General features: G+C 67.1%; 28 protein-coding genes. 16 read left to right on the top strand and 12 right to left on the bottom strand.

Going from position 1 to position 23,690, the window contains the following annotated elements:
- The first annotated feature begins 2 nt into the window (after positions 1-2).
- The gene (locus ON43_RS16030) at positions 3-1,217 is read left to right on the top strand and encodes an epoxide hydrolase family protein (RefSeq protein ID WP_281033318.1); all 1,215 of its coding nucleotides are present in this window, start codon (positions 3-5) and stop codon (positions 1,215-1,217) included.
- 92 nt (positions 1,218-1,309) lie between these two features.
- Here ON43_RS16030 and ON43_RS16035 read toward each other — a convergent pair whose 3' ends face one another.
- The gene (locus ON43_RS16035) at positions 1,310-1,741 is read right to left on the bottom strand and encodes a nitroreductase family deazaflavin-dependent oxidoreductase (RefSeq protein ID WP_218003282.1); all 432 of its coding nucleotides are present in this window, start codon (positions 1,739-1,741) and stop codon (positions 1,310-1,312) included.
- 56 nt (positions 1,742-1,797) lie between these two features.
- The gene (locus tag ON43_RS16040; RefSeq protein ID WP_040808274.1) at positions 1,798-1,992 is read right to left on the bottom strand and encodes a hypothetical protein; all 195 of its coding nucleotides are present in this window, start codon (positions 1,990-1,992) and stop codon (positions 1,798-1,800) included.
- Between the two features lie 111 nt (positions 1,993-2,103).
- Here ON43_RS16040 and ON43_RS16045 point away from each other — a divergent pair, with 111 nt between their 5' ends.
- Positions 2,104-2,970, top strand: coding sequence for a class II glutamine amidotransferase (locus tag ON43_RS16045; protein ID WP_040808275.1), 867 nt, complete (start codon positions 2,104-2,106; stop codon positions 2,968-2,970).
- A 9-nt stretch (positions 2,971-2,979) separates the two neighbouring features.
- Here ON43_RS16045 and ON43_RS16050 read toward each other — a convergent pair whose 3' ends face one another.
- Both ON43_RS16050 and dinB read right to left on the bottom strand, forming a co-directional pair.
- Entirely contained in the window at positions 2,980-3,777 is a 798-nt protein-coding gene (locus ON43_RS16050) for a HugZ family pyridoxamine 5'-phosphate oxidase (protein WP_040808276.1), read from the bottom strand.
- 19 nt (positions 3,778-3,796) lie between these two features.
- Complete coding sequence (gene dinB / locus ON43_RS16055; RefSeq protein WP_040808277.1) at positions 3,797-5,026, bottom strand: DNA polymerase IV; 1,230 nt, start codon at positions 5,024-5,026, stop codon at positions 3,797-3,799.
- A 171-nt stretch (positions 5,027-5,197) separates the two neighbouring features.
- Between dinB and ON43_RS16060 the strand changes: the two genes are divergently transcribed.
- The gene (locus tag ON43_RS16060; protein ID WP_040808583.1) at positions 5,198-6,226 is read left to right on the top strand and encodes a fused (3R)-hydroxyacyl-ACP dehydratase subunits HadA/HadB; all 1,029 of its coding nucleotides are present in this window, start codon (positions 5,198-5,200) and stop codon (positions 6,224-6,226) included.
- 56 nt (positions 6,227-6,282) lie between these two features.
- Here the strand turns inward: ON43_RS16060 and ON43_RS16065 are convergent, their stop codons facing one another.
- Positions 6,283-7,539 carry an FAD-dependent monooxygenase gene (locus ON43_RS16065; RefSeq protein WP_051178500.1) on the bottom strand — a complete coding sequence of 419 codons (1,257 nt, stop codon included), beginning with the start codon at positions 7,537-7,539 and terminating at the stop codon, positions 6,283-6,285.
- Between the two features lie 94 nt (positions 7,540-7,633).
- On the opposite strand from ON43_RS16065, the gene ON43_RS16070 reads away from it, so the two are divergent.
- Positions 7,634-8,377: a TetR family transcriptional regulator gene (locus ON43_RS16070; protein WP_040808278.1), complete on the top strand. Its 744-nt coding sequence runs from the start codon at positions 7,634-7,636 to the stop codon at positions 8,375-8,377.
- Between the two features lie 45 nt (positions 8,378-8,422).
- Here the strand turns inward: ON43_RS16070 and ON43_RS16075 are convergent, their stop codons facing one another.
- Positions 8,423-10,438, bottom strand: a complete 2,016-nt coding sequence (locus ON43_RS16075) for an ArnT family glycosyltransferase (protein WP_040808279.1) — start codon at positions 10,436-10,438, stop codon at positions 8,423-8,425.
- Between the two features lie 86 nt (positions 10,439-10,524).
- On the opposite strand from ON43_RS16075, the gene ON43_RS16080 reads away from it, so the two are divergent.
- The 5 genes from ON43_RS16080 (at position 10,525) to trxA (ending at position 13,052) form a co-directional block, all read left to right on the top strand.
- Positions 10,525-11,754, top strand: a complete 1,230-nt coding sequence (locus ON43_RS16080) for a serine hydrolase domain-containing protein (protein ID WP_051178501.1) — start codon at positions 10,525-10,527, stop codon at positions 11,752-11,754.
- A gap of 40 nt (positions 11,755-11,794) precedes the next feature.
- The gene (locus tag ON43_RS16085; RefSeq protein ID WP_040808281.1) at positions 11,795-12,097 is read left to right on the top strand and encodes a hypothetical protein; all 303 of its coding nucleotides are present in this window, start codon (positions 11,795-11,797) and stop codon (positions 12,095-12,097) included.
- A 13-nt stretch (positions 12,098-12,110) separates the two neighbouring features.
- Positions 12,111-12,434 carry a hypothetical protein gene (locus ON43_RS16090; protein WP_157514060.1) on the top strand — a complete coding sequence of 108 codons (324 nt, stop codon included), beginning with the start codon at positions 12,111-12,113 and terminating at the stop codon, positions 12,432-12,434.
- A gap of 145 nt (positions 12,435-12,579) precedes the next feature.
- Positions 12,580-12,714 carry a thioredoxin domain-containing protein gene (locus ON43_RS46805; protein ID WP_281033320.1) on the top strand — a complete coding sequence of 45 codons (135 nt, stop codon included), beginning with the start codon at positions 12,580-12,582 and terminating at the stop codon, positions 12,712-12,714.
- On the top strand, positions 12,711-13,052 hold the full coding sequence (gene trxA / locus ON43_RS16095; protein WP_040808284.1) for a thioredoxin: 342 nt from the start codon (positions 12,711-12,713) through the stop codon (positions 13,050-13,052). The genes ON43_RS46805 and trxA overlap by 4 nt, the downstream gene beginning before the upstream one ends.
- A gap of 10 nt (positions 13,053-13,062) precedes the next feature.
- Here the strand turns inward: trxA and ON43_RS16100 are convergent, their stop codons facing one another.
- Complete coding sequence (locus ON43_RS16100; RefSeq protein WP_040808285.1) at positions 13,063-13,497, bottom strand: SRPBCC family protein; 435 nt, start codon at positions 13,495-13,497, stop codon at positions 13,063-13,065.
- 168 nt (positions 13,498-13,665) lie between these two features.
- Here ON43_RS16100 and ON43_RS16105 point away from each other — a divergent pair, with 168 nt between their 5' ends.
- The gene (locus ON43_RS16105) at positions 13,666-14,826 is read left to right on the top strand and encodes a serine hydrolase domain-containing protein (RefSeq protein WP_040808286.1); all 1,161 of its coding nucleotides are present in this window, start codon (positions 13,666-13,668) and stop codon (positions 14,824-14,826) included.
- Positions 14,827-14,860: 34 nt separating this feature from the next.
- On the opposite strand, the gene ON43_RS16110 is transcribed toward ON43_RS16105, so the two are convergent.
- Positions 14,861-15,535 carry a MerR family transcriptional regulator gene (locus ON43_RS16110; RefSeq protein WP_051178502.1) on the bottom strand — a complete coding sequence of 225 codons (675 nt, stop codon included), beginning with the start codon at positions 15,533-15,535 and terminating at the stop codon, positions 14,861-14,863.
- Between ON43_RS16110 and ON43_RS16115 the strand changes: the two genes are divergently transcribed.
- The gene (locus ON43_RS16115) at positions 15,469-16,128 is read left to right on the top strand and encodes a DUF6194 family protein (protein WP_306304971.1); all 660 of its coding nucleotides are present in this window, start codon (positions 15,469-15,471) and stop codon (positions 16,126-16,128) included. The two genes, ON43_RS16110 and ON43_RS16115, sit on opposite strands and share 67 nt — an antisense overlap.
- Here the strand turns inward: ON43_RS16115 and ON43_RS16120 are convergent.
- A complete protein-coding gene (locus ON43_RS16120; RefSeq protein ID WP_051178503.1) occupies positions 16,125-16,478 on the bottom strand; it encodes a hypothetical protein in 354 nt (117 codons plus the stop codon). The genes ON43_RS16115 and ON43_RS16120 overlap by 4 nt on opposite strands.
- Positions 16,479-16,653: 175 nt before the next feature.
- On the opposite strand from ON43_RS16120, the gene ON43_RS16125 reads away from it, so the two are divergent.
- Positions 16,654-17,544, top strand: coding sequence for a CPBP family intramembrane glutamic endopeptidase (locus ON43_RS16125; RefSeq protein WP_051178504.1), 891 nt, complete (start codon positions 16,654-16,656; stop codon positions 17,542-17,544).
- A 30-nt stretch (positions 17,545-17,574) separates the two neighbouring features.
- On the opposite strand, the gene ON43_RS16130 is transcribed toward ON43_RS16125, so the two are convergent.
- Positions 17,575-18,420: a hypothetical protein gene (locus ON43_RS16130; RefSeq protein WP_040808288.1), complete on the bottom strand. Its 846-nt coding sequence runs from the start codon at positions 18,418-18,420 to the stop codon at positions 17,575-17,577.
- Between the two features lie 515 nt (positions 18,421-18,935).
- Here ON43_RS16130 and ON43_RS16135 point away from each other — a divergent pair.
- From ON43_RS16135 to ON43_RS16145, 3 genes are all read left to right on the top strand, one after another.
- Positions 18,936-19,847, top strand: a complete 912-nt coding sequence (locus tag ON43_RS16135; protein ID WP_245568616.1) for a coiled-coil domain-containing protein — start codon at positions 18,936-18,938, stop codon at positions 19,845-19,847.
- 197 nt (positions 19,848-20,044) lie between these two features.
- On the top strand, positions 20,045-20,665 hold the full coding sequence (locus tag ON43_RS44840; protein WP_157514062.1) for a hypothetical protein: 621 nt from the start codon (positions 20,045-20,047) through the stop codon (positions 20,663-20,665).
- A gap of 117 nt (positions 20,666-20,782) precedes the next feature.
- A complete protein-coding gene (locus ON43_RS16145; RefSeq protein WP_040808590.1) occupies positions 20,783-21,574 on the top strand; it encodes an SAM-dependent methyltransferase in 792 nt (263 codons plus the stop codon).
- A 65-nt stretch (positions 21,575-21,639) separates the two neighbouring features.
- On the opposite strand, the gene ON43_RS16150 is transcribed toward ON43_RS16145, so the two are convergent.
- Together ON43_RS16150 and ON43_RS16155 are read right to left on the bottom strand one after the other, a co-directional pair.
- Positions 21,640-22,248, bottom strand: coding sequence for a GNAT family N-acetyltransferase (locus ON43_RS16150; protein WP_040808290.1), 609 nt, complete (start codon positions 22,246-22,248; stop codon positions 21,640-21,642).
- A gap of 4 nt (positions 22,249-22,252) precedes the next feature.
- The gene (locus ON43_RS16155) at positions 22,253-23,209 is read right to left on the bottom strand and encodes an MBL fold metallo-hydrolase (RefSeq protein ID WP_051178507.1); all 957 of its coding nucleotides are present in this window, start codon (positions 23,207-23,209) and stop codon (positions 22,253-22,255) included.
- A gap of 65 nt (positions 23,210-23,274) precedes the next feature.
- On the opposite strand from ON43_RS16155, the gene ON43_RS16160 reads away from it, so the two are divergent.
- Positions 23,275-23,679 carry a MerR family transcriptional regulator gene (locus tag ON43_RS16160; RefSeq protein WP_063712570.1) on the top strand — a complete coding sequence of 135 codons (405 nt, stop codon included), beginning with the start codon at positions 23,275-23,277 and terminating at the stop codon, positions 23,677-23,679.
- The last annotated feature ends 11 nt before the right edge of the window (positions 23,680-23,690 follow it).

The raw sequence follows: 23,690 nt of genomic DNA on the forward strand, positions 1-23,690 counted from the left end.
AGGTGTTCCCGTTGCAGCAGACCCCGATTCGCGTGTCCGACTCAACACTCGACGACCTCCGCCACCGCCTCGCCCTGACCCGCTGGTACGACGACGACGGCAACGCCGACGGCTTCTACGGCGTACCCACCGCCTACCTGCGTGAACTGGTCGACTACTGGCGCAACGAGTTCGATTGGCGCGCACAGGAAAAGGCGATGAACGCCTACGAGCACTACCGGGTCGAGATCGACGGCGTCCCGATCCATTTCCTGCGCAGACCCGGCACCGGCGACAACCCGACCCCGCTGATCCTCACCCACGGCTGGCCCTGGACCTTCTGGCACTGGTCGAAGGTCATCGACCCGCTCGCCGACCCGGCGGCCCACGGCGGCGACCCCGCCGACGCCTTCGACGTCATCGTCCCCTCACTGCCGGGTTTCGGCTTCTCCACCCCGATCCCGCAGCGCCCGGACCTGAACTACTGGAAGATCGCCGACCTCTGGCACACCCTCATGACCGAGGTGCTGGGCCACCGCAGATACGCCGCCGCGGGATGCGATGTCGGTGCGCTCGTGACCGGTCAGCTCGGCCACAAATACGCCGACTCCCTGTATGGCATCCACATCGGTTCGGGCCAGCGCCTGGACCTGTTCAATGGCGAGCGCGCCTGGGACATCACCGGCGGCCGCCCCATCCCCGAAGGCCTGCCAGCCGACGTCCACGCGCGAATCATCGAGCTGGAGAAGCGCTTTGCCGTGCACCTCACCGCCCAGATGCTCGCCCCCGCGACGCTGGCCCACGGCCTGTCGGACTCACCGGCGGGCATGCTGGCCTGGATCCTCGAGCGCTGGATGCACTGGAGCGACAACGACGGCGACGTGGAAGCCGTGTTCTCCAAGGACGAACTGCTCACCCACGCGACCATCTACTGGGCGACCAACACTATCGGCACCTCGATGCGCCTGTACGCCAACCACAATCGCTATCCCTGGACTCCGTCGCACGACCGCTGGCCGGTCGTCGAGGCGCCCACCGGGCTCACCTTCGTCGCACACGAGAACCCGCCCGGCGTCACCACCGCCCAACGCGCCCAGCACTTCCGCGACAGCGACCGCGGCCAGTGGTACAACCTCGTGAACGTCACCGCCCACGATCATGGCGGCCACTTCATCCCGTGGGAGATCCCGGCGGAATGGACCGAGGATCTCCGCCGGACCTTCCGTGGCCGTCGCTGACAAGGTGGCCGTCGCTGACAACAAGAGTGTGCCGACGCCGGCGACAAATCGTGTCAGGGGCCTTTGCGCCGCCGCACCGGCAATCGGGGCAATCAGGCCGGATCGGACGTGCGAGTCAGGGCGAGGACGGGGATCTCCCGATCGACTTTCGCCTGGAAATCGGCCAGGAACGGGGACACCACAAGCTGGCGTTCCCAGAACAGGTTCCGCTCGTCCCCGGTCAGCACGGTGGCGGTGACCCGCCAGGATTCGGTCCCCACCTCGACCGTCGCGGCCGGATTGGCCATCAGGTTGTGGTACCAGCCGGGTCGATGCGCCCGTCCGCCGTTGGCGGCGAACACCACCACGCGCTCACCATCGCGCTGATACGCCAGCGGCCAGGTCCGCTCTTCGCCGCTTCGGGCCCCGACGGTGGTGAGCAGCAGCAACGGTGTGTCGGCGAACTGCCCGCCGACCCGCCCGCCGCCCTCGCGGAATTGCTGGATTATGTCCTCGTTCAGCCGCTGACGGGCAATGTCGGTCACGCGCGCTTCAACTGCCCTGGCGCGCCGCGTATTCCGCTACGCGGGCGCACCACGACTCAGTGTTGCAATCGCCATGCGGCGTCCGGCTTCGGAAGAGGCCAGTCCCAGCCGTATTTGGTGCGCAGATCCAGTAGCTGCTGCCGCCGCCCGCACGACTGCTCGCTATCGCCGTCGCCCTCGATGCAATTGCGGTGGATCCACATCATGGCCTCGACGGTGCCCGAGAGGCGCATGGCGTCGTGCTCGGGCATACGATGATGCTCGAGCACAGACGGCGTGTCCGACATGGCCCAATCATCCCCCAGAAGGGCCGGACTGTCGTGCAGTCCGAGTAGCTTCGCCTCTTGCGTGAGGAGACGTTCATGTGCCGACTGTTCGGATTGTCAGCCGCGCCGGAGCGGGTGCGCGCGACGTTCTGGTTGCTGGACGCGCCCGACAGTCTGTCCGAGCAAAGTCACCGCGAACCGGACGGAGTCGGGCTCGGTACATTCACCGCCGAGGGTGCGCCGTTGGTGGAGAAGCAACCGATCGCGGCTTATTCGGATCGGTTGTTCGCGCAGGAGGCACGCGAGCGGGAATCGGCGACATTCGTGGCGCATGTGCGATTCGCCTCCACCGGTGGGCTCAGCACCAGGAACACGCATCCGTTCGAGCAGCGTGGGCGCTTGTTCGCCCATAACGGGGTGCTGCAGGGACTCGAGGAACTCGAGACCGAACTCGGTGACTATCGCCGACTTGTCCACGGCGACACCGATTCCGAGCGATTCTTCGCGCTCATCACCAAACGCGTCGACCACCACTCCGGCGATGTCACCGCCGGAATCACCGATGCGGTCCGATGGATAGCCGACCGGCTACCGGTCTACGCGCTCAATCTGATCCTCACCACCGCCACCGGCCTGTGGGCGCTGCGCTACCCGGACACCCACGAGCTGTACGTTCTGCGGCGCGCGGCCGGTGGCGCACAAGGAGATCAGCATCTCGACCATCGCGGCGGTCCTGGCATCCGCACCCACAGCGGCACCCTCGCCGATTACCCCGCCGTCGTCATCGCCAGCGAGCCCATGGACCAGGATCCGGGCTGGCGGGCGATGGCTCCCGGCGAACTGCTCCACGTGACGGGGCGACTCGAGGTGCGGTCGAGCATCATCGTGGATTCCCCGCCCCGGCATCTGCTTTCCCTCGCGCACCTGGACGCGAACGTCGCCGCCTCGCAGAGCGCGCGCTGATCTCGCGGGTCAGTCCTCGCGTGAGGCGCGCGCCAAATCGACCGTCGCCGCACGCAATTCTGCGATCGAATCGATCGGTGCGAGATACCCGATACGCGTCACGGCGATCCCGCGCGGCGTGGTGACCCGCAGATCGAGCCCGTAGCGGTCGGCGCGCTCGCAGACCGCGGCGGTGGCGTCCGGGTAACCGCCACGCGCCCGCGCCATGTCCAGCAGCGCATCGGCGTGGTCGTCATTGAGGTGGGCGACGGCGCGGGCCGCGGCCGGAATGATCGGATCCGCGGTGGCGGCGGCATACTCCTCGGCGGTGGCCGAATCCATGCGCCCGTAACCGCCGACCCAGCGGGCGCGCTGCACGCGCAGCACCCACACGGTGAAATCGCTGAAGTCGATATAGGTCTTGGCGGAGGGAACCGCGGCCAGATGCGCCTCGCGCGCCGCGACCGCCTCCTCGCCGGTGGGCCGTTCCGCGATGCCCGCCAAGGTCAATCGCGTCCCCGCCAGCGGATCCGAGGGCAGGTCCGGCGCGACGATCGAGACGCTCGCGCGCGGATCGGCGGCCAGATTGCGGCCGTGCTCGGCCAGCCGCGAGACACACAGCACCGGCTGGCCCGCGAGCAGTCCGTAGGTGACGAAGCTGGCCCACGGTCCGCCATCGGTGGTCAGCGTCGCCAAGGTGGCCGTATTCGTCGCCGCCGCAACCGTTCTGGCCTCGTCGGCGGGGGTCGGGCGGGTGGTGATCGCGATCGGTGTCAGCGGTGGGGGAGCCGAGGGCGCGTCACCCGGGTCGCCGTGGTCGAGGGCCATGGGGGACAGGCTACGCCGCTCAATCGGGAAGAATTGGGACGGAAAGCCCTTCGCCCCGGCGCAGCAGTGCCGCGCGGGTGACGGTGCCCGCGCCGAAACGGTCCCGCAGCGCGTCCAGGGTCGAATCCAAGGTCGATTCCGCCCGCGCCTCGAACGGCAGGGACAGCTGCATGGTGTCGGCATTGTCGAGATTCGTCAGCGACAGCCCGATCAGCGTGAGACCCCCGCGCTCGTGAATCAGCGGCTGCGCGGTCTCGAGCAGGGTGCGCGCCGCGCTCAGGATCACCGCCCCGCGATCGGTCGCCTCGGGCAGGGTGTGCGAGCGGGTGGCGCGCCCGAAATCATCGAAACGCATGCGCAGCACCACCGTTCGGCAGACCCGCCGCGCCGTGCGCAACCGGTGCCCGAGCCGATCGGCCAAACCGTGCAGATACGCCTCGATCTCCTCATCGCTGCGATGCCGGCGCCCGAGCGCGCGTTGCGCACCGATCGAGCGCCGCCGCCGACCGGTATCCACCCGCCGCGGGTCCCGCGCCCACGACAGCGCGTGCAAATGCCTGCCGACCGCCGGTCCGAGCACCGCGGCCAGCGGCCCCTCACCCAACTCGGCGAGCTGACCCACCCGCGTGATGCCGCGTTCGTGCAGCTCCCGCGCGGTCACCTCGCCCACACCCCACAGCCGCTCCACCGGCAGCGGATGCAGGAATTCCAGCTCTTTGTCCGGCGGAACCTCCAGCAGCCCATCGGGTTTGGACACCGCGCTGGCCACCTTGGCGAGGAACTTGGTGCGCGCCACCCCGACCGAGATCGGCAACCCGACCTCCGCCCGCACCCGGGCCCGCAGCCGCTGCGCGATATCCACCGGCGCCCCGGCGATCCGCCACAGTCCGGCCACATCGAGGAACGCCTCGTCGATCGAAATACCCTCGACCTCCGGGGTGGTGTCCCGGAAGATCTCGAAAACCTGCTTGCTGGCTTGCGAATACGCCGACATCCGGGGCGGCACCACGATAGCGTGCGGACATAGATTCATCGCCTGCCGCAGATTCATGGGCGTCCGAACCCCGAAGGCCTTCGCCTCATAGCTGGCGGCCAGCACGACTCCGCCGCCGACGAGGACGGGCCGGCCGCGCAGGCGCGGATTGTCACGCTGTTCCACCGAGGCATAGAAGGAGTCCAGGTCAGCATGCAGAATGGCCGCCCGCTCGGGGCGGTCGCTGGGGCTCACCACGGGACCGGACACGAACATATGTTCGCATACCCATCGGTCTGATGTGTTGAGGTCCCTGGATCGGGCGCAGAGGTTCGACATTTTCGGCAGCAGTGCGCGGTCGTGTGAGATGGTGAGGTTTCACTCGTGAATTCGGTGCCGCCGGTACCGGTTCCGGGTGGTCGACACAATCCGGATGGAGGAGTGGCCTTGGTGGAAGCGGCGTTCGATGTGTTGGGTCTCGTGGGTCATCGCTATCGGACGGACGACTACTACGAGGTCGGGAGGGAGAAGATCCGCGAGTACGCGCGCGCCGTGCAGGACTTCCATCCCGCGCACTGGAGCGAGGACGCGGCCCGCGAGTTCGGCTACACCGGCCTGATCGCGCCGACCACCTTCATCTCCACCGCCGCCATGCTGGCCAACCGCAGGCTGCTGGAAACCGTGCTGACCGGCTACGACGTGGTCGTGCAGACCGATCAGGTCTTCGAGATGTACAAGCCGATCGTGACCGGCGACCGATTGGTCAGCGATGTCGAACTGACCACGGTCCGGCGCATCGCGGGCAAGGATCTGCTCACCATCACCAACACCTTCACCGATCAGACCGGCGACATCGTGCAGATCATGCACACCACGGTCGTCGGGCTCACCAGTGAAGACGTCAATGCCGATATCAGCGCCACGATCGAACGCGTCATGATGAGCGGCCTCGATACGTCCCGAACCACGGACGCCGACCCGGACGGGCCTTCGGAACCGAATTCGGGAACCGCTCCGCGTCTTTCGACGATTTCACGGACCCGGGTGCCGCGCAGCGCCTTCCGCTTCGAGGATCTCAGCGTCGGCGCCGAGCTCCCCGTCCGATCCGTCCGCCTGACCCGCGGCGACCTGGTGAACTACGCCGGGGTCTCCGGCGACGCCAACCCCATCCACTGGCACGATGAGGTCGCCGCCCTTGCCGGTCTCCCGGACGTGATCGCCCACGGCATGCTCACCATGGGCCTGGGCGCCGGCTTCGTCACCGAATGGCTAGGCGACCCAGGCGCATTGACCCGCTACAGCGTCCGGCTGTCGAACTACACGATCATCGAATCGGGTGCCCCCGGCGCGGTGGAGTTCACCGGCCGCATCAAGTCCCTTGACTTCGACGCCCGCACCGCCGTAGTCGTCATCGTCGCGAAATCGGCCGGCCGCAAGGTCTTCGGCCTGGCCACCGCCGAAGTCCGCCTGCCCTGACGTCACGAATCCGGCCCCTTCCCCGGGGCCGGATTCGTCGTTGTCCGTCCTGACGGCTACGTCGTCGAGACGTGCGATGCGCCTTTGGCGGCAGGACCCTCCGAAACGCTCGTCGAATCCGCGGCGGATCCGTACCGAGGCAGGGACTCGGTGGCCTTGGGGGACATGATGCGTTCCATGCCGGCCATCGATTCGAGCAGCGGCAGCCGGGTGATGGTGTTGCGCACCACCATGCCCAGCCGGGACTTCGGCACCATCAGTCGCAGGTTGGGGCCGACCTGTTGTTTGCGGTCGATCAGGGGCCGGTGGCCCTGTTCGTAGCGCTGGAAGGCGATGCGGTGATCGCCCGCGGCCGCGGCCAGTTCACCGGCCAGGCGATAGGCGCCGATCAAGGCGATTTCGGCGCCCGCGCCCGAGACCGGGGAGGCGCAATAGGCGGCGTCGCCGACCAGCGCGATCCGGCCCGTGGACCAGGAATCCATCCGGACCTGGCCGAGAGCATCGATGTAGGCGTCCGGGTCGGCGATCACGCTGGCCAGCAATTCGGGTACGTGCCAGGCCTTTTCGCCGCCGAACTCCTCCGACAGCAGCGCGCGGGCCGCCTGCTGGTCGCGCAGGTCTACCTCACGCTGCGGGCTGCGGAAGATGAGGTACGCCTTGGCCTGCGGGTGGTTGCCCGAGCGGTAGACGCCCGACATCCGGCCGGGGGTGTTGTGCACCGTGACCCACCGGTCGGGGCCCAGCGCCGCGTCGGCATTCCCGAAGGCGAAGTAGTGGTCCATGAAGCGCACGTAATCCGATTCCGGGCCGAAGGCCAGCCGCCGGACCGCGGAGTGCAGACCGTCCGCGCCGATCACCAGATCGAAGCGCCGTGACGAGCCCTTCGCGAAGGTGACGGTGACACCGTCGTCATCCTGATCGAGGGCCTGGATGGAGTCGTCGAAGAGGTATTCGACAGTGTCCGTGGTGATCTCGTGCAGAATCCGCACCAGGTCGCCGCGCATGATCTCCACTTCGGCGCTCTCGTTCTTCTCCTTGATGCCTCCGATATCGATGCGGGCAATCTCGTCGCCGTCGGCACGCACGAACCGCATACCGGCCACATCGGCGGCGAGCGCCCGCGCCCGGTCCATGATGCCCATGCGCTCGGCCACCTCGATCGCCTGATCGCGAATGTCCACGCCCTGGCCGCCGGTCCGCAGCCCGGGCGCCCGCTCCACGATGGTTGGCTGGAAGCCATGGTGGGCAAGCCAATACGCCAGCGTCTGCCCCGCGATACCGGCGCCGGAAATCAGGATCTTCTGGTTCAACATGACGAACTCCCTATCTCAAAAATGCTGACCGTTGGTCAGTGATTCGAAGATAAGTCACTGACCAACGGTCAGTCAAGGGGTAGGATCGGATCTCATGACCGACGACTCGCGTGCCCGAATCCTGCGGACCGCGCTCACCCTGTTCGCCGAGCGCGGGTTCCATGACGTCTCGGTGCGGGAGATCGCCGAGCGGGTGGGGCTGACCAAAACCGCTGTGCTCTATCACTTCCCGAGCAAGAGCGACATTGTCGTGGCGCTGGTCGAGCCGTTGCTGGTCGAGACCGAGGCGCTGCTGGAGTCGATCCGGCCGATGACGGATGTGGACGCGCGGCGCTGGGCGGTGGTGGAGGGGCTGCTCGATACGTGGCTGCGGCATACCCGATTGCTGCGGATGCACATGCAGGATCAGGCGCTATCGGCCGACGACGGGACCTATGCGCGACTGCGTGACATCGCGCTGTCGGCACAGGAGCTGATCGCCGGACCGGACGCCGACCTTGCCGCGCGGGTGCGTGCCGCGCAGGTGTATGCCGCGCTCAGTGATCCGGTGGTGATCTTCGCGGACCAGCCCGAGGGCGAGGTGCGAGCCGCGATTCTCGAGGGCGCGCAACGACTCCTGGGCTCGCGACCTCGACGCGGCGGGACACGGGCCGAGGTCGCGAAGGAGACTGCGCATCGTCGGCCCGGCCGCGGCCGTCCGGGGGCGATGACCTCGGCAATGGTGGAATCCGCTCGTCGCATGCGCGACACCGGTGACTTCACCGTCGATGAGATCGCGTCCGAGCTGGGCGTATCCCGGGCGACCGTCTACCGGCATCTCACGATGGCCGACGATTAGTCTCATAAATACGAGATATTTATGAGACGGCTTCGCTCGAGTCGGTCAGCGCGGTTCGGCGGTCAGGTCGTAAACGGCCAGGTCACCGAATTTCTGGGTGGCGGTGTAGTGGGCGGTCACCCAGTCGAGGATTTCCTTGTTGCCCGCGGGACGCCAAATGCCCTGCTGGGGAGTCGATTGTGCGGGAGCCGACGGGTCGACGCGCCACGAGTCGGGGAGTTTCACCTCGGGGACCAGGTAGTAGGTGATCTCGTGGTCACGGACCATGTCCTGGAATTGCGGCAGGGTCGGGACCGGGTCGGCGGAGGTGAAGCCGCCGATGGCCAGGACCGGTGTGCGGCTGGCCAGTTCGAGACCGGCGGCGGGAGAGGACCGGTCGACGGCTGCGGACCAGCGGGTATGGGTGCTCTGCAGGAGAGCGACCAGGTTCGGGTCGGCCTCGCCGCCGGAGAGCATCGCCAGCTGGCGGCGGAACGGATCGGCTGGTCCGGCCTTCTTCGGGCGCGGCGGGCCGACGACCGGACTGCCGCCGGTGTGGGACTGCGGCAGGGTCGCGGCGGCATAGGCGGTCGAACCGGCCAGGCCCGCAATGACACCGACCACGAGCAGCACGGTCGTCGCGCGGGCCCGGAGACGATTCCAGCGCGCGGCAGGCGGCAACGCCAGGGCGATGAGTCCGAGCGCCGCGATCACGACGACGGCCAGGATCGTCCAGCGCAGCCACGGCTGCCACCCGGAATTGCGTTGCAGCAGCACGAAACCCCACACGCCCGCCGCCAGGATCAGCGCCGCGCCGCCGACCCGGCCGAACGCCTCGCCCCGACGCCGCCACAGCTCGTGCACGCCGAGCGCGAAGCAACCGGCGATCGCCGGTGCGATGGCCAGCGTGTAGTAGGCGTGCATGCCCGCCTTCATCGCCGCGAACAGCACCCCGTCGATGACCAGCCACAGGCCGAACACCAGTGTCGCGCCACGCATCAGATCGGTGCGCGGCCGCCGTCCGCGCGACACCAGCACCAGCACGAACGCCAGCAGCGCTGCGGGCAGCAGCCACGAGATCTCGAATCCGATCTCCCCGGTGAACAATCGGTCCGGGCCACTGCCGAATCCGCCGGGACCGAATCCGCCCTGCTTCAGCGCCTCCGGAATCTGGTAGCCCTCGGGCATCTCGAAGGGGTTTCTGCCGCTGCCGCCCGCATGGTTCTTGCCCAGGTAGCGGGCGAAACCGTTGTAGCCCAGCACCAGATCCATGAAGGTGTTGTCCTTGGATCCGGCCAGGTACGGCCGTGAGTCGGCGGGCCACAGGATGGTCAGCACCACGAACCAGCCGGAGGACACGATCAGCGCCGCGAGCGCCGCCAGCGAATGCAGCAGCCGCGTACGCAGCGTCGTCGGCGCGACGATCAGATACGCGAGCCCGAGCGCGGGCAGCACCATCAGCCCCTCGAGCATCTTGGCCAGAAACGCGAATCCCAATGCGACACCGGCCAGCACGATCCACCTCAGGCTCGCCTTGGGCAGCGCCCGCACCGTGCAATAGGCCGCCGCCGTCATGAGCAGCACCATCACCGCGTCCGGATTGTTGAACCGGAACATCAACGCCACCACGGGAGTCACCGCGAGCACCAGCCCCGCCAGCAACCCCGCCCCACGACTGAGCGTCACCCGCGTGACCGCCCCATACATCAGCGCGACCGCGCCCACCGCCATAATTGCCTGCGGTGCAAGCATGCTCGCACCGCTGAATCCGAAGAGCTGCCCCGACAGCCCCATCACCCACTGCGAAACCGGCGGCTTGTCGACGGTGATGAAGTTGCCCGGATCCAGCGACCCGAACAGCAGCGCCTTCCAATCCTGCGAGCCCGACCAGACCGCCGCCGCGTAGAAGCTGTTCCCCATCCCGTTGACGGTGATGTTCCACAGATACGCGACACCGGTGCCGATCAGCAGCAGTGCCAACGCCACCCGCTCCCAGCAGCGGGCCGGTGCGAGGTCAACAGATGTCTCTGTCGCGGGGGCGGTCGGTTCGGACGGGGCCAACTCGGCAGTGGTCACGGTCACCGCGAGAGTCTGTCCGACCAGGCGGTGAGGAGTCTGGCTCCTCGCTGGGAGAATCCTGTGAAGCAAGATCTCTTTATGCTGGTCGAATGACCGCAGGTATGACAGCGCTGGTGCGGATCGACCCGGACCTCGACGCGGTGACCACCCTCGGACCCGAATCCGATCCGGCCGACGCGGGTCTCACGCGCGGCGATATCGACGCGATCTGGCAGTCGGTGCAGGACTGGTATCGGATGGGCACGACCCCGGCCATCCAGGTGTGCGTGCGACATCGGGGACACATCGTGCTGAACCGGGCCATCGGATACGGGTGGGGCAATGCGCCCAAGGATGCACCCGATGCCGAGAAGCGCCTGGTGACACCCGATTCACCGTTCTGCGGATTCTCCACGGCCAAGGGTGTTGCCGCGGCGTTGATGTTCATGCTCATCGAGCAGGGCGCGTTCGCGCTCGACGATCCCGTGTGCGCATACGTCCCGGAGTTCTCGAGTCACGGCAAGGACCGGATCACGATCGGCGATGTGCTGTCGCATTCCGCGGGTGTCCCGTTCATCACCGCGCCCTATCGCGGGGCGGACATGGTTCTCGATGAGGAGCTCGCCGTGCGCGGCCTGGCCGATCTGGTCCCCAGCTGGAAGCCCGGCCGCTTCCGCGTCTACCACGCCATGACCGGCGGACTCATCCAGCGGCTGCTGGTCCGGCGCGCCACCGGCAAGTCGATGCGCGACCATCTCCGCGAACAGGTGCTCGATCCACTCGGCTTCCGCTGGAACAACTTCGGCGTCCGACCCGAAGACGTCGACCTGGTGGTCCCCAGCGTCAGGGTCGGCCCCGGGCCCAACAAGATCTGGCGGCACCTCGCCGGTCGGGCTCTCGGCGGCGGCCTGTCCGGCCCAACCGACGAAGCCGCCGCCCGCGCCTTCCTCACCGCCGAACTCCCCTCCGGCAACCTCGTCACCACCGCCACCGAACTGTCCCGCTTCTACGAGATCCTCACCCGCGGCGGCGAACTCGACGGCATCCGCATCATGAACCCCGAAACCCTGGCCGCGGCAACGCGCCCCGCCCCCTGGCTCCCCGGCGTAGCGGGCCGAGTCTCCGTAGCGGGCTACGAACTCGGCGCCCGCCGCTCCAAATTCGGCCGCCACACCGAATCCCATTTCGGCCGCAGCGGCCTCACCACCCAATACGCCTGGTCCGACCCCGCCCGCTCCCTCTCCGCCGCCATCCTCACCAACGGCAAAGCCCAAGCCGACCTCCCCCGCCCAACCCAACTGGTCACCCAGATCTCCGCGACGATGCACCCCACTCGCTGAGGCCACCCCGAACCGGTAGTTCCAAAGGTAGTCTCGTACTGTGGCGATCGAGTGGTATTGGGCACTGGCGCAGATGTTGGCCAAGACCGGCGTGAACATCGATGACGTATTCGACCTGGTCAACGCCTGGCAGACCGGCAAGCGGCGAGTTCGGCTGGAACTAGCCCACTCGCCGTCGACAGGGCTGCGCACGCTCGTCATCTGGGGCCGAACCGATACCGGCGACGCCTTGGCCGTGTTCGCTCGCCATACCGGGCGCGACATCTATATCTTCGACGCGACCCGTCTCACCGACGAGCAAACCGCGGAGTTCGAAAGTTGGGAGGCGACCCACAATGACTGACAATTTTGACGACATGAGCCCCGCCGAGGTTGCCGCGATCAAGGACAGCCTTGTGTACAGCGGTGAAACGGTCACCGAGGCCGATCTGGGGATGGCCATCGGGCCCGACGCCGAGCAGGTAGTTGTTCCGAGGTCCATCAAGATGCCCTACGACCTCGATCTCGCGTGCAAGGCGAGGGCGTCGGCGTTGGGACTATCTCAATCGGCCTACATTCGGTCGCTGATCGAACGCGACATCGCTACCGCAGGCACGGGGGAGCCGCGGCCCGCGTGGGTGCGCGAAATCCTCGCTGTCATCGCCCATCACGAGAACGACGACCACCGTAAAGCGTCCTGACCTCGATCCGCCGGTTTCGGCTCGCCAACTGGTCGCCCAGATCTCCACGACGGTTCGGCGCGCTGCTGGCGGCCGGGATGCAGAGCGTCTTCAGGATGTCCAGCCAGACGTCCGACTACCGGCGCACACCTTCGAATTCGAGGGTGTGCGGCTGTACAAGCGCATGACCCTCATCATCCGGGACGGCGTGATCGAGCACGTCTTCTACCCGATCTTCCCTCCGGACCAACACGTGGCGGAATTGCTGCGCTGGCTACACGAGAAGGCTGATTCCCTATGAGCGATATCGCTTCCGTCTCCGACGACACCTTCGAGACTCAGGTCCTGGGACACGAGGGATCCGTGCTGGTCGATGTCTGGGCCGAATGGTGCCCGCCGTGCCGCATGATCAATCCGGTGCTGGCCGAGATCGCGGTCGAGCGGTCGGACAGCTTGACCATCTACAAGCTGGATTCCGACCGAAACCTCGGTGTTGTCAGGGAGTACAAGGTCATGTCCCAGCCGACGTTGCTGCTGTTCCATGATGGCCGCCTCGTCCGGACCCTCGTCGGCGCCCGCTCGAAGAAGAGGCTGCTATCCGAACTGGATGCCGCGTTGTCCGAGGCTGCGGTCAGTTAGGGCGATCGGGTCAATTCGCCTGTGCGAGGAACCGTTCGAGGCCGTCGAGGACGGTTTGCCAGACCTTCTCGGATTCCGCGATTTCGCTCTCGTTCTTATTGTTGCCCTGCCGGATGGTCACTGTGGTTCCGCCGGGCGCGGGTTCCAGCGTCCAGGTGACGGTGTGGTAGTTCTCGGGGACATCGGGCAGCCCGGTGAGGGGGCTGTAGTGGCTCACCTTCAATCGTTTCCCCGGCTCGAACTCGAGGACCTGGCCGTGATCCTCGTACGTCTTGCCCTGCCACTCGCCGCGCCACACGATGTCACCGCCCACCTGCCAATCGGTCACCACGTGGGTGCCGAGGAAGTACTCGGTGATCTCGGCGGGGTCGGTGAGCGCCTGCCAGACGCGTTCGGGTGGGTGCGGCACAGTGGTGGTGGCAACCGCATCGGGAATGTCCGTCATGATGGTCCGCCTCTCACATTGATGTTGATTCCACGCTAGGCCGACTCGGCGACCTGCGATTGGATAAACGCGACAGTCGCTGACCCGGGCTTGGGGGAGTACCCCCACCCGGATTTCGGGGTGTTTGCCGGATCCGCCGCGTTGGTTCATGAAACTAGCGTTCAGGCAATGAGTTCGACTTCGCGCAAGCGTCTCGCCATTGCCCTCTGTGTCGGCGCGGTACTGGCCGCCGGCATTGTTGCCGCTGTCGTCGAGACCGACGATTCGGCGTCCGGAGGACAGCTACGCCAGGATGTCGAGGCGATTCACGCGCTCGGGATCAGCGGGGTGCAGGCTCGGGCGATCGCGGCCGACGGTCGCGAAACGGTCGCTACCAGTGGTGTCGCCGATCTGAACACCGGCGACCCGGTCTCGGCCGACGGCTATTTCCGCATGGCCAGCACCTCCAAGACGCTGGTCGCCACCGTGATCCTCCAATTGGAGGCCGAGGGCAAACTGGGGCTGGACGACACCGTGGAGCGCTGGCTGCCCGGAGTGATGCAGGGCAATGGCAACGACGGTGGCCGGATCAGCCTGCGGCAATTGCTGCAGCAGACCAGTGGAATCCACGACGACCTGCCCGGATACACCACCGCGGACGAGTACTACCAGCAGCGCCACGATTTCTACACCTCCGAGCAGCTGGTCGCACGCGCCATGGCCCACGCGCCGGACTTCGCGCCCGGCGAGGGTTGGGCGTACGCCAACACGAACTACATCCTGCTCGGCATGATCACCCAGAAGGTGACCGGTCGGCCCGTCCATAAGGAGATCGAGGACCGCATCGTGCGACCCCTCGGCCTCGACGGAACCCGTTGGCTCGGAACGGCATCCACACTTCCCGACCCGCACGCCAAGGCCTACCAGTTCTTCAGCGCCGATTCCCGGGTGGATGTCACCGAGCAGATTCCGATCGACCCCGAAGACCTGTCCTGGGTCACCACCACCCGCGACGAGAACACTTTCTTCCTCGCACTGCTCGGGGGTCGCCTGCTCCCCGCCCGCCAACTGGCCGCGATGAAGCAGACCGTTCCCGTGAGCGCGGAGTTCGAACAGATGTGGCCGGGCGGCCGATACGGACTCGGCCTGGCGCAGCGCCCGCTGTCGTGCGGCGGCACCTACTGGAGTCACGAGGGCGGCGACGGCGGATACATCACCCTCAATGGCGTCACCGACGATGGCACGCGCAGCGTCGTCGTCTCGATGTCCGAGGCTCTGGGCGACACCCCCGAACGCATTCTGGCGCAAGAGAAGACGGCCGGAGCACTGATCGATCACGCTCTGTGCTGACAGACGCGCCAACCCTTGCCCAGGTTGCGACCGGTCAAGCGAGCGCACGCAAGGCGTGGAGTTCGGCCGCCCCTTCGAGCAGAGCCAATGCGCGTGATTCGATACTCGCGTCGCGGACTTCGAGCCGGGTCAGGACATCGCTCCAGCGCCGGGCGTCCCGGAATTCGGTCATGAGGATGCGCAGAGCGGGGATGCCGTAACCCGCGCGGCGGAGCTGATGGACGATGCGGGCGTCGCGGACATCGGAGGGCGCGTAGGTGCGGGCGTCGCGGGTCGGCGCGCGGCCCGGGCACACCAATCCCGCTGTGTCCCAATGCCGCAGGGTCGAGGTGCGCAGGCCGAGGGCATCGGCCAGTTCGGAGATGGTCATCGCATCCGCACCGCGGACATCGGCGATCGGCTCCTCGCTGATGTGCCGCACCGCGGCCCGCGTGGCGGCGAGGTCGCGGCGTTCGGTGGCGAGACCGGCATGCACCGAGTCGAGTAGGCCGAGCATGGTCGCGGGGGAGTCGTCGTGCGCCGCGCGCACTATCGTCTTGGCTTCGACCGGTCCCGCTCCGGCGGCGAGAGCGCGATAGGCGCGAGCAGACACCACATGGATGTCGTCATATACCCGGTATCCACTCGGCGTACGCGTCGCGGGTGGCAGCACCCCGTCCCGTTCGAGATTGCGGATCTGCTGCACCGAGTACCCCGACAGCCGCGCCACCTCCGCGGTACGAAAAACCGTCGAGTTGCGACTTCGACCCACCCGACCTCCGGTTTCTGCGCCCAAGTCTCCACAAGCACTTCAAGTTCACGATAGAACTCATAGATATCGACGAGATCACCGAGTTCATCGAGAACCTGGGCGGAGTCCTCACCCTCGCCCCTGGACCCGGCAGCACCTTCCCGGAGCTCGCCTGGGGCGACAAGTTCTTCTACTACGCCCCCGACGGCCAGATCCCCACCCGAACCCAGCCCTTCGCCACCATCGTGACCAAGGACTACCCCGACGACACAGCCTCGGACCTCAACCGCCCCGGCGCCTTCCGCCTCAACATCAGCGCGGGCAAGGCAGCGTTCATCGACACCCTCGGCTACGCCCCACGCGAGACCGCCCAGCACCCTGCCGACGCCGGCCGAGCCGACACCTGGATCCCACACCCGATGTACTCGAGCGCCGCCTGGCTATCGGTCGTGAATCCCTCGACCGGCACCGAGACCGCTGTCGAGAAGCTCCTGACCACCGCCCATGAGCGTGCCCGTGTCGCTTTCGACCGCCGCGCGGATTCCCTCGATACGGATTCCGTCGAGAGCTAGGCGGAACCGCGACCGTTCAGTTCCTTCTGAACGGTCGCTACCCACGCCTGGGTGCCGACCAGTCCGGCCTCGATGTCCTTGCGAGCACCGTTGAATCCGTACAGATTTCCGGCGAAGCGGGTCAGCACCGACCCCTCGTACTCCTCGAGCTCCTCCAGCATCGCGGTATCGCCCAGCAGATACGCGACACCGGCGAGGTCGCCGCTCGACCATTCGGACCGGTAGGCGTCCCACCCATTGCGCCGAACCTCCAGGGCCCGGTCGACCCACTCCGTGCGCAGTGCGTCACGATCGGCATCGGTGGGCCGCCGCGTCTTCAGACGATCCCAGCTGATCGGTTCCTCGGACACCTCGGACTCCGTCCTTCCGCATTGACCCAGCGCAACCGCATGACCTACCCAGGTTAGTCGCATCGGTCGACGACCCTGCCGCCCGTGTCGCCTGGCCCGCAGTGTGGCTGGCCCCACCCGGAATCCGGGGGCTCACACCGCTGATCGCACCGACCCGGCCTGCTGGGATTGGGTCATGACCTTGGTTGCGCGCAAGTGCGGGACGGTTGTCGCCAATCCCCGTGGGGTGGGGGCCTTTCTACTGATCGCCTTCGGCGCCTCATGGCTGTGGCAGTTGTTCGCAGTGGTGGGTCTCGGACTCTCGATCATCAATCCGGTGGTGCAGCTGCCCATGGGAGTGGCTCCGGCCGTCGCGGCGGTGATCGTCCGACGCTGGGTCACCCGTGAGGGATTCGCCGATGCCGGTCTGGCCCTGCGATTGCGGGCGAACAAGCGTTGGTACCTGGCCGCCTGGCTCGGCCCGCTGGGACTGGCCGCGGCGACTGTCGCGCTGGCCGTGGTTACCGGACTGTGGTGGCCGGATTCCGGTGCGCCCGGCTCGGATACGGGAGCGTCGCTGGCGGTGGAAGTACCCCTGCTGCTGGGCCTCGTGGTGGTGCTCATGCCGATCTACTGGGGCGAGGAATTCGGCTGGACCGGCTATCTACGTCCGCGGCTGTTCCCTGGGAACCCGTTGAAGTCGGTGCTGGCCACCGGGCTGATCTGGGCGATCTGGCACTACCCGCTGGCGTTCGTCGGCTATATCAACTTCACCAATGTGGCGCTGGGCCTGGCCATCTGGACCGTTTCCTTCCTGTTCCAGGAGACCATCCTGACCTGGCTGTACCAGCGCAGCCGCAGCATCTGGACCGCCAGCCTGGCCCATGCCGGAAACAATATGGTGCTGTCGCTGCTCGCCGGTCAGCTGCTGGCGGCGAAGTTGGGCGATATGGTCCTCACCGCGATCGTCGCCGTACCCCTGGGCGTAGTTGCCGCCTGGAGAGTGTTGACCGGTCGGCTCAAAAGTCTTGATACACACGGAAACGCGGTCGGTGCGGCTTCCGAGAGCCACACCGACCGCGTCTGATCAGGTCCGCATGCGCGGATCAGCCGAGGATCAGGGCTTGGGCGCGCAGTTGGCGGGCGGGACGAAGCCCTGGTTCGCCACGTTGTCGCCGAGCAGGACCGTCTCCTTCGCGAAGACCGGAGTCTGACCCGGGGCCGTGATCTTGATGGTGAAGGACTCGGTCTTCTCCGTCGCGGTCGCGGTGCACAGGGCGGTCCAGGCGATCTTCTGGCCGTTGTCGATGATCGACGCTCCGACATAACCCTTCTTGGGCTCGGTGCTGGTCACCAGCTCGATCTTCGGGGTGACCCCGGCCGGGGCATCGACCAGTTCGGCGATGGGCGTCTCGGCGCGACCCGCGGTGTTCACCGAGGCGCGATCTTCCTTGGCGACCATCTTCGCGGCCTGTCCGGTGCCGGCGGTGGTGGTCACCAGCGTGTTGGACTGCGAGTTGGTGTCGAACGCACCGTTCGGCGCGAAGCCCTTGACCACCGCCTGGCTGGCGATATTGGTCTTGTCGGGGGTCTGGGTGGCGACCATGACGGTCATGGTGGCGGACCCGCTCTTGGTCTTGGTGACCTCACCCAGGTTGAACACCACCTTGTTGCCCTGGCGGGTGCCGCCGGACTGATAGACGGTGCTGTCCGGAATCGTCACCTCGGCAACGATATTGCTGAACGCGTCGTTCCCGGCGGTGCTCACCGTCAGAGTGCACGCGACCTCATCGCCGGGGAACAGCTTCCCGGGAGTCTGCACGTCACGGCACTCGTACTTGGTCGTCGGTCCCGCGACGGCATAGGCCGGGGCAGCCGCGATCTGCAGCGCGCCGGCGCCGAGTGCGAACGCCGACGCGACCATTACGGCACGTTTCACCACGGGCTTGGGGGCACTGGTCATGGTCTTCTCACCTTCCTGGTGGCTTGTTCCTGCACCGAGGATCGGCGGCGAGACTCTGCATCCACCAACGAACGACTAACGAGGCTTTCTGGTACTGGCGTACAACCGAGCACAGTTTTTCGTGAGATTCGCTGCTATTTAGTAGCGTTGGCTGCGACCAAACGCAAACGTATTGTTGGCGAGGTCAAAACGGGGGAGCGGGAATCCTGACCCCCGATAACGTTCACTTATCGGCGGTCAGAACGGAATCAGTTGATTTGAGTCCCTTGGGGTTTCGTTTCGTGTTGTTCCGTTGGATTTGACGAAACCAACGCTACGATTCCCTTGTGTCGAGCATCTGCAACTACCCGGGCTGCGCTAAACCGATCACTCGCGCCGGAGGGCCGGGAAGGCCGTCGGAATACTGTGAGCACCCCGACCACACGCGGTGGCGGGCCTGGCGGGAACGGCAGCGACGGCAACAAGCGAAGGGGGAAACCCCGGGCACGAACGTCACTGTGACGCAACAGGGTCCGGTGACCGTGGCCCGTCTTCGCGCCGATGAGCTGCTCGGACAGTTCCGCACGTTGGCCGATCAGCTGGGCACCACGCTGACCGCGGCCGTGGCCGAATTGTCCACGCTCGCAGATCCTGCCGTGGCAGAGGCGCAGGTCCAGGCGGTGCAGGCGGATGCGGCCCGGCGGATTGCCGAGGCGGAGATGGCGACGGTGGCCGCCGAGCAGAAGCGGCGGGAGGCCGAGGAGGAAAGGGCGGCAGCCGAATCGGCGGCCGAGGATGCGGCGCTGGCGGCGGAAGAGGCCGAAGCGCGGATCAACGAGGCGATCGCCGCCCGCGATGACGCGCTGAAGGAGGTCGAGCGGGTCACCAAGCAGGCGGCCGATGACGTGTTCGCCGCGCGCGCCGAGGCGGAGGCCGAAATCCGCACCATCCGACGTGAAGCCGCCGAGGACGTCGAGCGGGCCCGGCAGCAGGCGAACGAGGATATCGAGCTGGCGCGCTCCAAGGCGGCCGCCGAGATCGAGCAGGTCCGCCGCGACAGCGGCCAGCGCATCACCGCCGCCGGCGCGGAGCGCGACCTCGCCGTCCAGCGTGCCGCTGATGCCGAGCGCGCCATCGAACGCGCCGAAGCCGCGGTGGCCGAACGCAATCAGGTCGTCGCCGAGACCAAGGACGAGCTCAAGCAGGCACGCGGCGGACTGGACCGGCTGCGCACCGAGCTCGCCGAGGTGCGCCGCCAGGCCGCCGAGGACGTGACCGCCATCCGCAAGGAATCGGCCGCCGCCGTAGTGAAGGCCCGCCAGGAAGCCGCCGAACGTCTTGCCGCCCTGGACGATGCGCGCACCCAGATCCTCGCCCGTGCCGAACGGGCGGAAAAGCAACTCGACGCCCTGCTCGCGCAGCGCACACCGGCCTCGATCGATAAATGAAACGCCGCAATCGATAAATCCCCCACAGAAGTAGGGGCATCGAGCCCGATTCCCTCCGCCAACCCGAGCCCATAGGGTCGATCCGGGGGTGTCGATACCCCTTGGTTCGTATTGGCCGGTTCGATGTGCGGACCGGTGAAAGTTGTTCTGGTGCAGCGGATGAGTCGGGGCTGGGGCTGCGCCCTCAGGAGGATTTGATGTCCGCTTTGGCGGGGTGGAACGGTCGGTCGCGCGTGCGGATGGTGACGCGAATCGCGGTGCTCGCGGTGACGCCGGTGGTGGCGTTGGTGGCGGGTTGCTCGAGCGATTCGGGAAAGTCGTCGGCGACGGGGACCTCGGTGAAAACGTCGGTGACACTGACGAGTTCGGTACCGGCATCGACGAGTCCCGGCGCAGCTCCGGGTGCTCCCGCGGGCCAGCCGGGCGGCGGGAATCCGGGACAGCAGTCCCCTCAGGGCGGCAACGGGCAACCGCCGCAGGCGAATTCGCCCGCCCAGCCGGGCACCGATCCGGCAACCGATCAGCCCGGCCCGGCCCCGTACGTCAAGTGCACGGACCAGATCAACTACGCCGGCGACCCGCGCAGCAACGCCGAAATCAATATCCTCGGTGAGCAACTCGGCCACTGCCCGGATCCGGTCGTCGTCATCACCTCGGTTACCACCGTGCCCGCGACCACGACCACCGAAGCGGCCGCGACAACCCCCGCGACCACCACCGCGGCACCGGTGACGACCACGGCCCCGGCCACCACGGCAGCCCCCACGACCACCGCCGACCTACCGACCACCCCGGCCGCCGCGACCACCACGAAATAGACCCGTTCCGCCGCGCGCGGACAACTGGCGACAGTTGCGTGGATGCCGCAGGATTACCTGGTGGATAGCGGTATCGTCGGTGGGGAAAGAGGGGTGTGAAGGTTGAACATCAATGCCATGCGAGCGCGGCAATCTCGGCCGAGCGTGGCACGCGTATACAGCTACGTGCTCGGCGGGCGCGACAACTACGGTGTCGACAAGGATCTCGGTGACTACTTCATCGAGGACCTACCGGGATCGGAGCAATTGGCCATCACCAACCGGCAGGCGATCCTGCGGGCCGCGAAGGTGATGGCCGAGGCGGGCATCCGCCAGTTCATCGATATGGGCTGCGGTCTGCCCGCCGCACAGAATGTGCACGAGATCGTGCGTCAGGTGCAGCCCGACGCCCACGTCGTGTACATCGACGACGACCCGTTCGTGGTCGCGCACGGCCGGGCCCTGCTGGCCGTCGACGAGGGAATCGTGGTGCTGGAGGCCGACATTCGCGATCCCGGTGGGATCGAGAAGCACGTCGAGGTCCAGCGGCTGATCAACTTCGACGAGCCGGTCGCCCTGCTGTTCGGTATCACCCTCAGTTTCGTCAATGACGAAGAGGATCCGACGGGCATCGTCCAGTACTGGACCGACCGCATCGCCTCGGGCAGCCGAATCTACGCCTCCCAGTTCAGATCCGGCACCACCCGCGAGGCCGTCGCCACCGCGAACAAGATCCTGGAAGCCTTCGGCCGCGGCCGTTTCCGCACCGACCAGGAAATCCTGTCCTGCTTCGGCACCCTCACTATCGACGAGGACGGCCTCCGCCCCTGCGCCCGATGGCGCCCCGACCCCGCCGACCCCGATTCCCCCCGCCCCGACCTAACTATCTGGGAATCCCTAGTAGTCGGCGCCATGGCCCGCAAACCGTAATACCCGGTGAGAATGCGCTGGTGGACACAAACGCCGAGAGGCGATGTCCACCAGCGCATTCTCGTTCAGCGGGGATTGCGCCACATGGACCAGAGCGGTGGGCCGCCGGCGGTGGCGTCGAGGGTGGCGGTGACTTCGAAGCCGAAGCGTTCGTAGTAGGGGACGTTGCTGGGTTTGCTGGATTCGAGGTAGGCGGGGATGCCTTCCGCGTCGCAGCGGTCGAGGCGGGAGTTGAGGAGGGCTTGGCCGTAGCCCTGGCCTCGGACGCCGGGGAGGGTGCCGAGGACGCCGAGGTACCAGTGCGGTTCGCGCGGGTGGGCGGCCATCATTCTGTCGGCCATGCGGCCCGCGGCGGGCAGGCGGTGGCGGAAGGCGCGGAGCAGGCTGGGGAGCTGGCGCATCGTGGCCGCGTCCTCGACGTGCCAGTGGCCGGGTGGGGCCCAGAGTGCCGCGCCGACTACGGAATTCGCGTCATTGCACGCCACCTCCACCCCGCCGAGCGGGATGAAGTGGTGGCGGGCCTGGGCCGCGAACAGGATCGAGGTGCGGCGGGCGCGGGTGGCGTCGTCGCGAATCAGCCATTCGATGAGTGGATCGTCGGAGAACGCGATGCCCAGCACACGCGACAACTCGGGAATATCGGACAGTTGCGCCGGGCGCACGGTGATCCCCATGCCATCACGGTAGCGGTTCGGCGGCCTCCTGATACTGCGTGGTCAAATGCTGTGCGGCAGCGTGGTCATGGGTGGGGACAACTTTCACCAGTCGCTGGGCCAGGTGCAGTCGATGCAGGGTCTTGAAGGTGAGATCGCGGTCCACGTCGACGAAAATGCCCGGGAACCCGGACTTCTGGCGAATCTTCTCGACCTGCATCGCATGCCAGGCCGCATCGCCTGCCAAGAGCACCCAGCCGCGCGCGGTGTGCGCGAGCGCGCCGACGCTGCCCGGCGTATGCCCGGCGAGGTCGACCAGCACGACGCTGCCGTCGCCGAACAGGTCACGGCTGCGGGCGAAGGTCAGCACCGGCGGACCGTCCAGCTCGTACTCGACCATGGGCCGGTCGAGCAGTCCGTCGCGGACACCGCCGACGGGGGCCACGGGTCCGGTGGTGATCCAGTCCTTCTCGACGCTGTGCATGTGGACCGGAAGTCCGGGCAGATCCAGCAGGCCGCAGACGTGATCCCAGTGCGCGTGGGTCGGCAGCGCGAAATCGAGGGCGGGCAGGCCCGGTTCGGCCTCGAGGGCGGTGATGGTGGGAATCGTGTCGGCCGGTGGGCGCACCGCCGGACGCAGCAGACCGGGAAGCTGCGCGATCGCGCGGTGCTCGGCGTCGAGGCAGAAGCTGGGATCGACGATGAAGGTGGCGTCGGGGTGCTGGATGACGAACGAGGTCAGCGAACTGCCGATGCGCTTCGGGTGGAAAACGCCCTCCACCACGGCCGAGGTCGGCACCGAACGCTCGGTCTGCCGCAGTGCGGTCACGGTGACCGTGCGCTGGGGTGTGGGCAGTCCCGCATCGGTGAGCGACCGCAGGAACCGCTGGTCGGCGCGCCGCGGGCGGATGGCGCCGGTGATGGAAGTGGTTACGGCGGCACAGCATTGGAACAAGCTGGGATTGCGTACTGGATCGGACATGCTGGCACGCTAATACTTAAGGTCGACATGAAGTAAAGGGGTGAATCGTGGCCACGGTCCAGGACATGAGAATCGGTGACGCCGCGGCGGCGCTCGGTGTGGAGACACACGTGCTGCGGCACTGGGAGTCGGTCGGGCTGCTCGCGCCGCCGCGCAGCCCGTCGGGGCATCGCAGCTACAACGAGCACATTCTGGATTACGCGCGGGTGATCCAGAAACTGCAGCGGACGGGGTTGTCGCTGGACCAGATTCGGCAGCTCGGGCTGGGGGCGTGCGATGACCGCATGGCCATGATCGCGCGACGGCGGGCCGAGGTGCGCGAGCGCATCGCGCTACTGGAGGCGACCGATCGATTCCTCGAGCACCTGGGCGCGTGCAGTCATCCGGTCATCAGCGACTGTCCGGAGTGCACGGAGTTCGCGGTGCGCGAGCATGCGCGGCCGACCGCCGAGTTCGCGGATCGCGCCTAGGCTGGAGTGGG

The organism is Nocardia concava NBRC 100430 (genome assembly GCF_000308815.1).
GTDB classification, from domain to species: domain Bacteria; phylum Actinomycetota; class Actinomycetes; order Mycobacteriales; family Mycobacteriaceae; genus Nocardia; species Nocardia concava.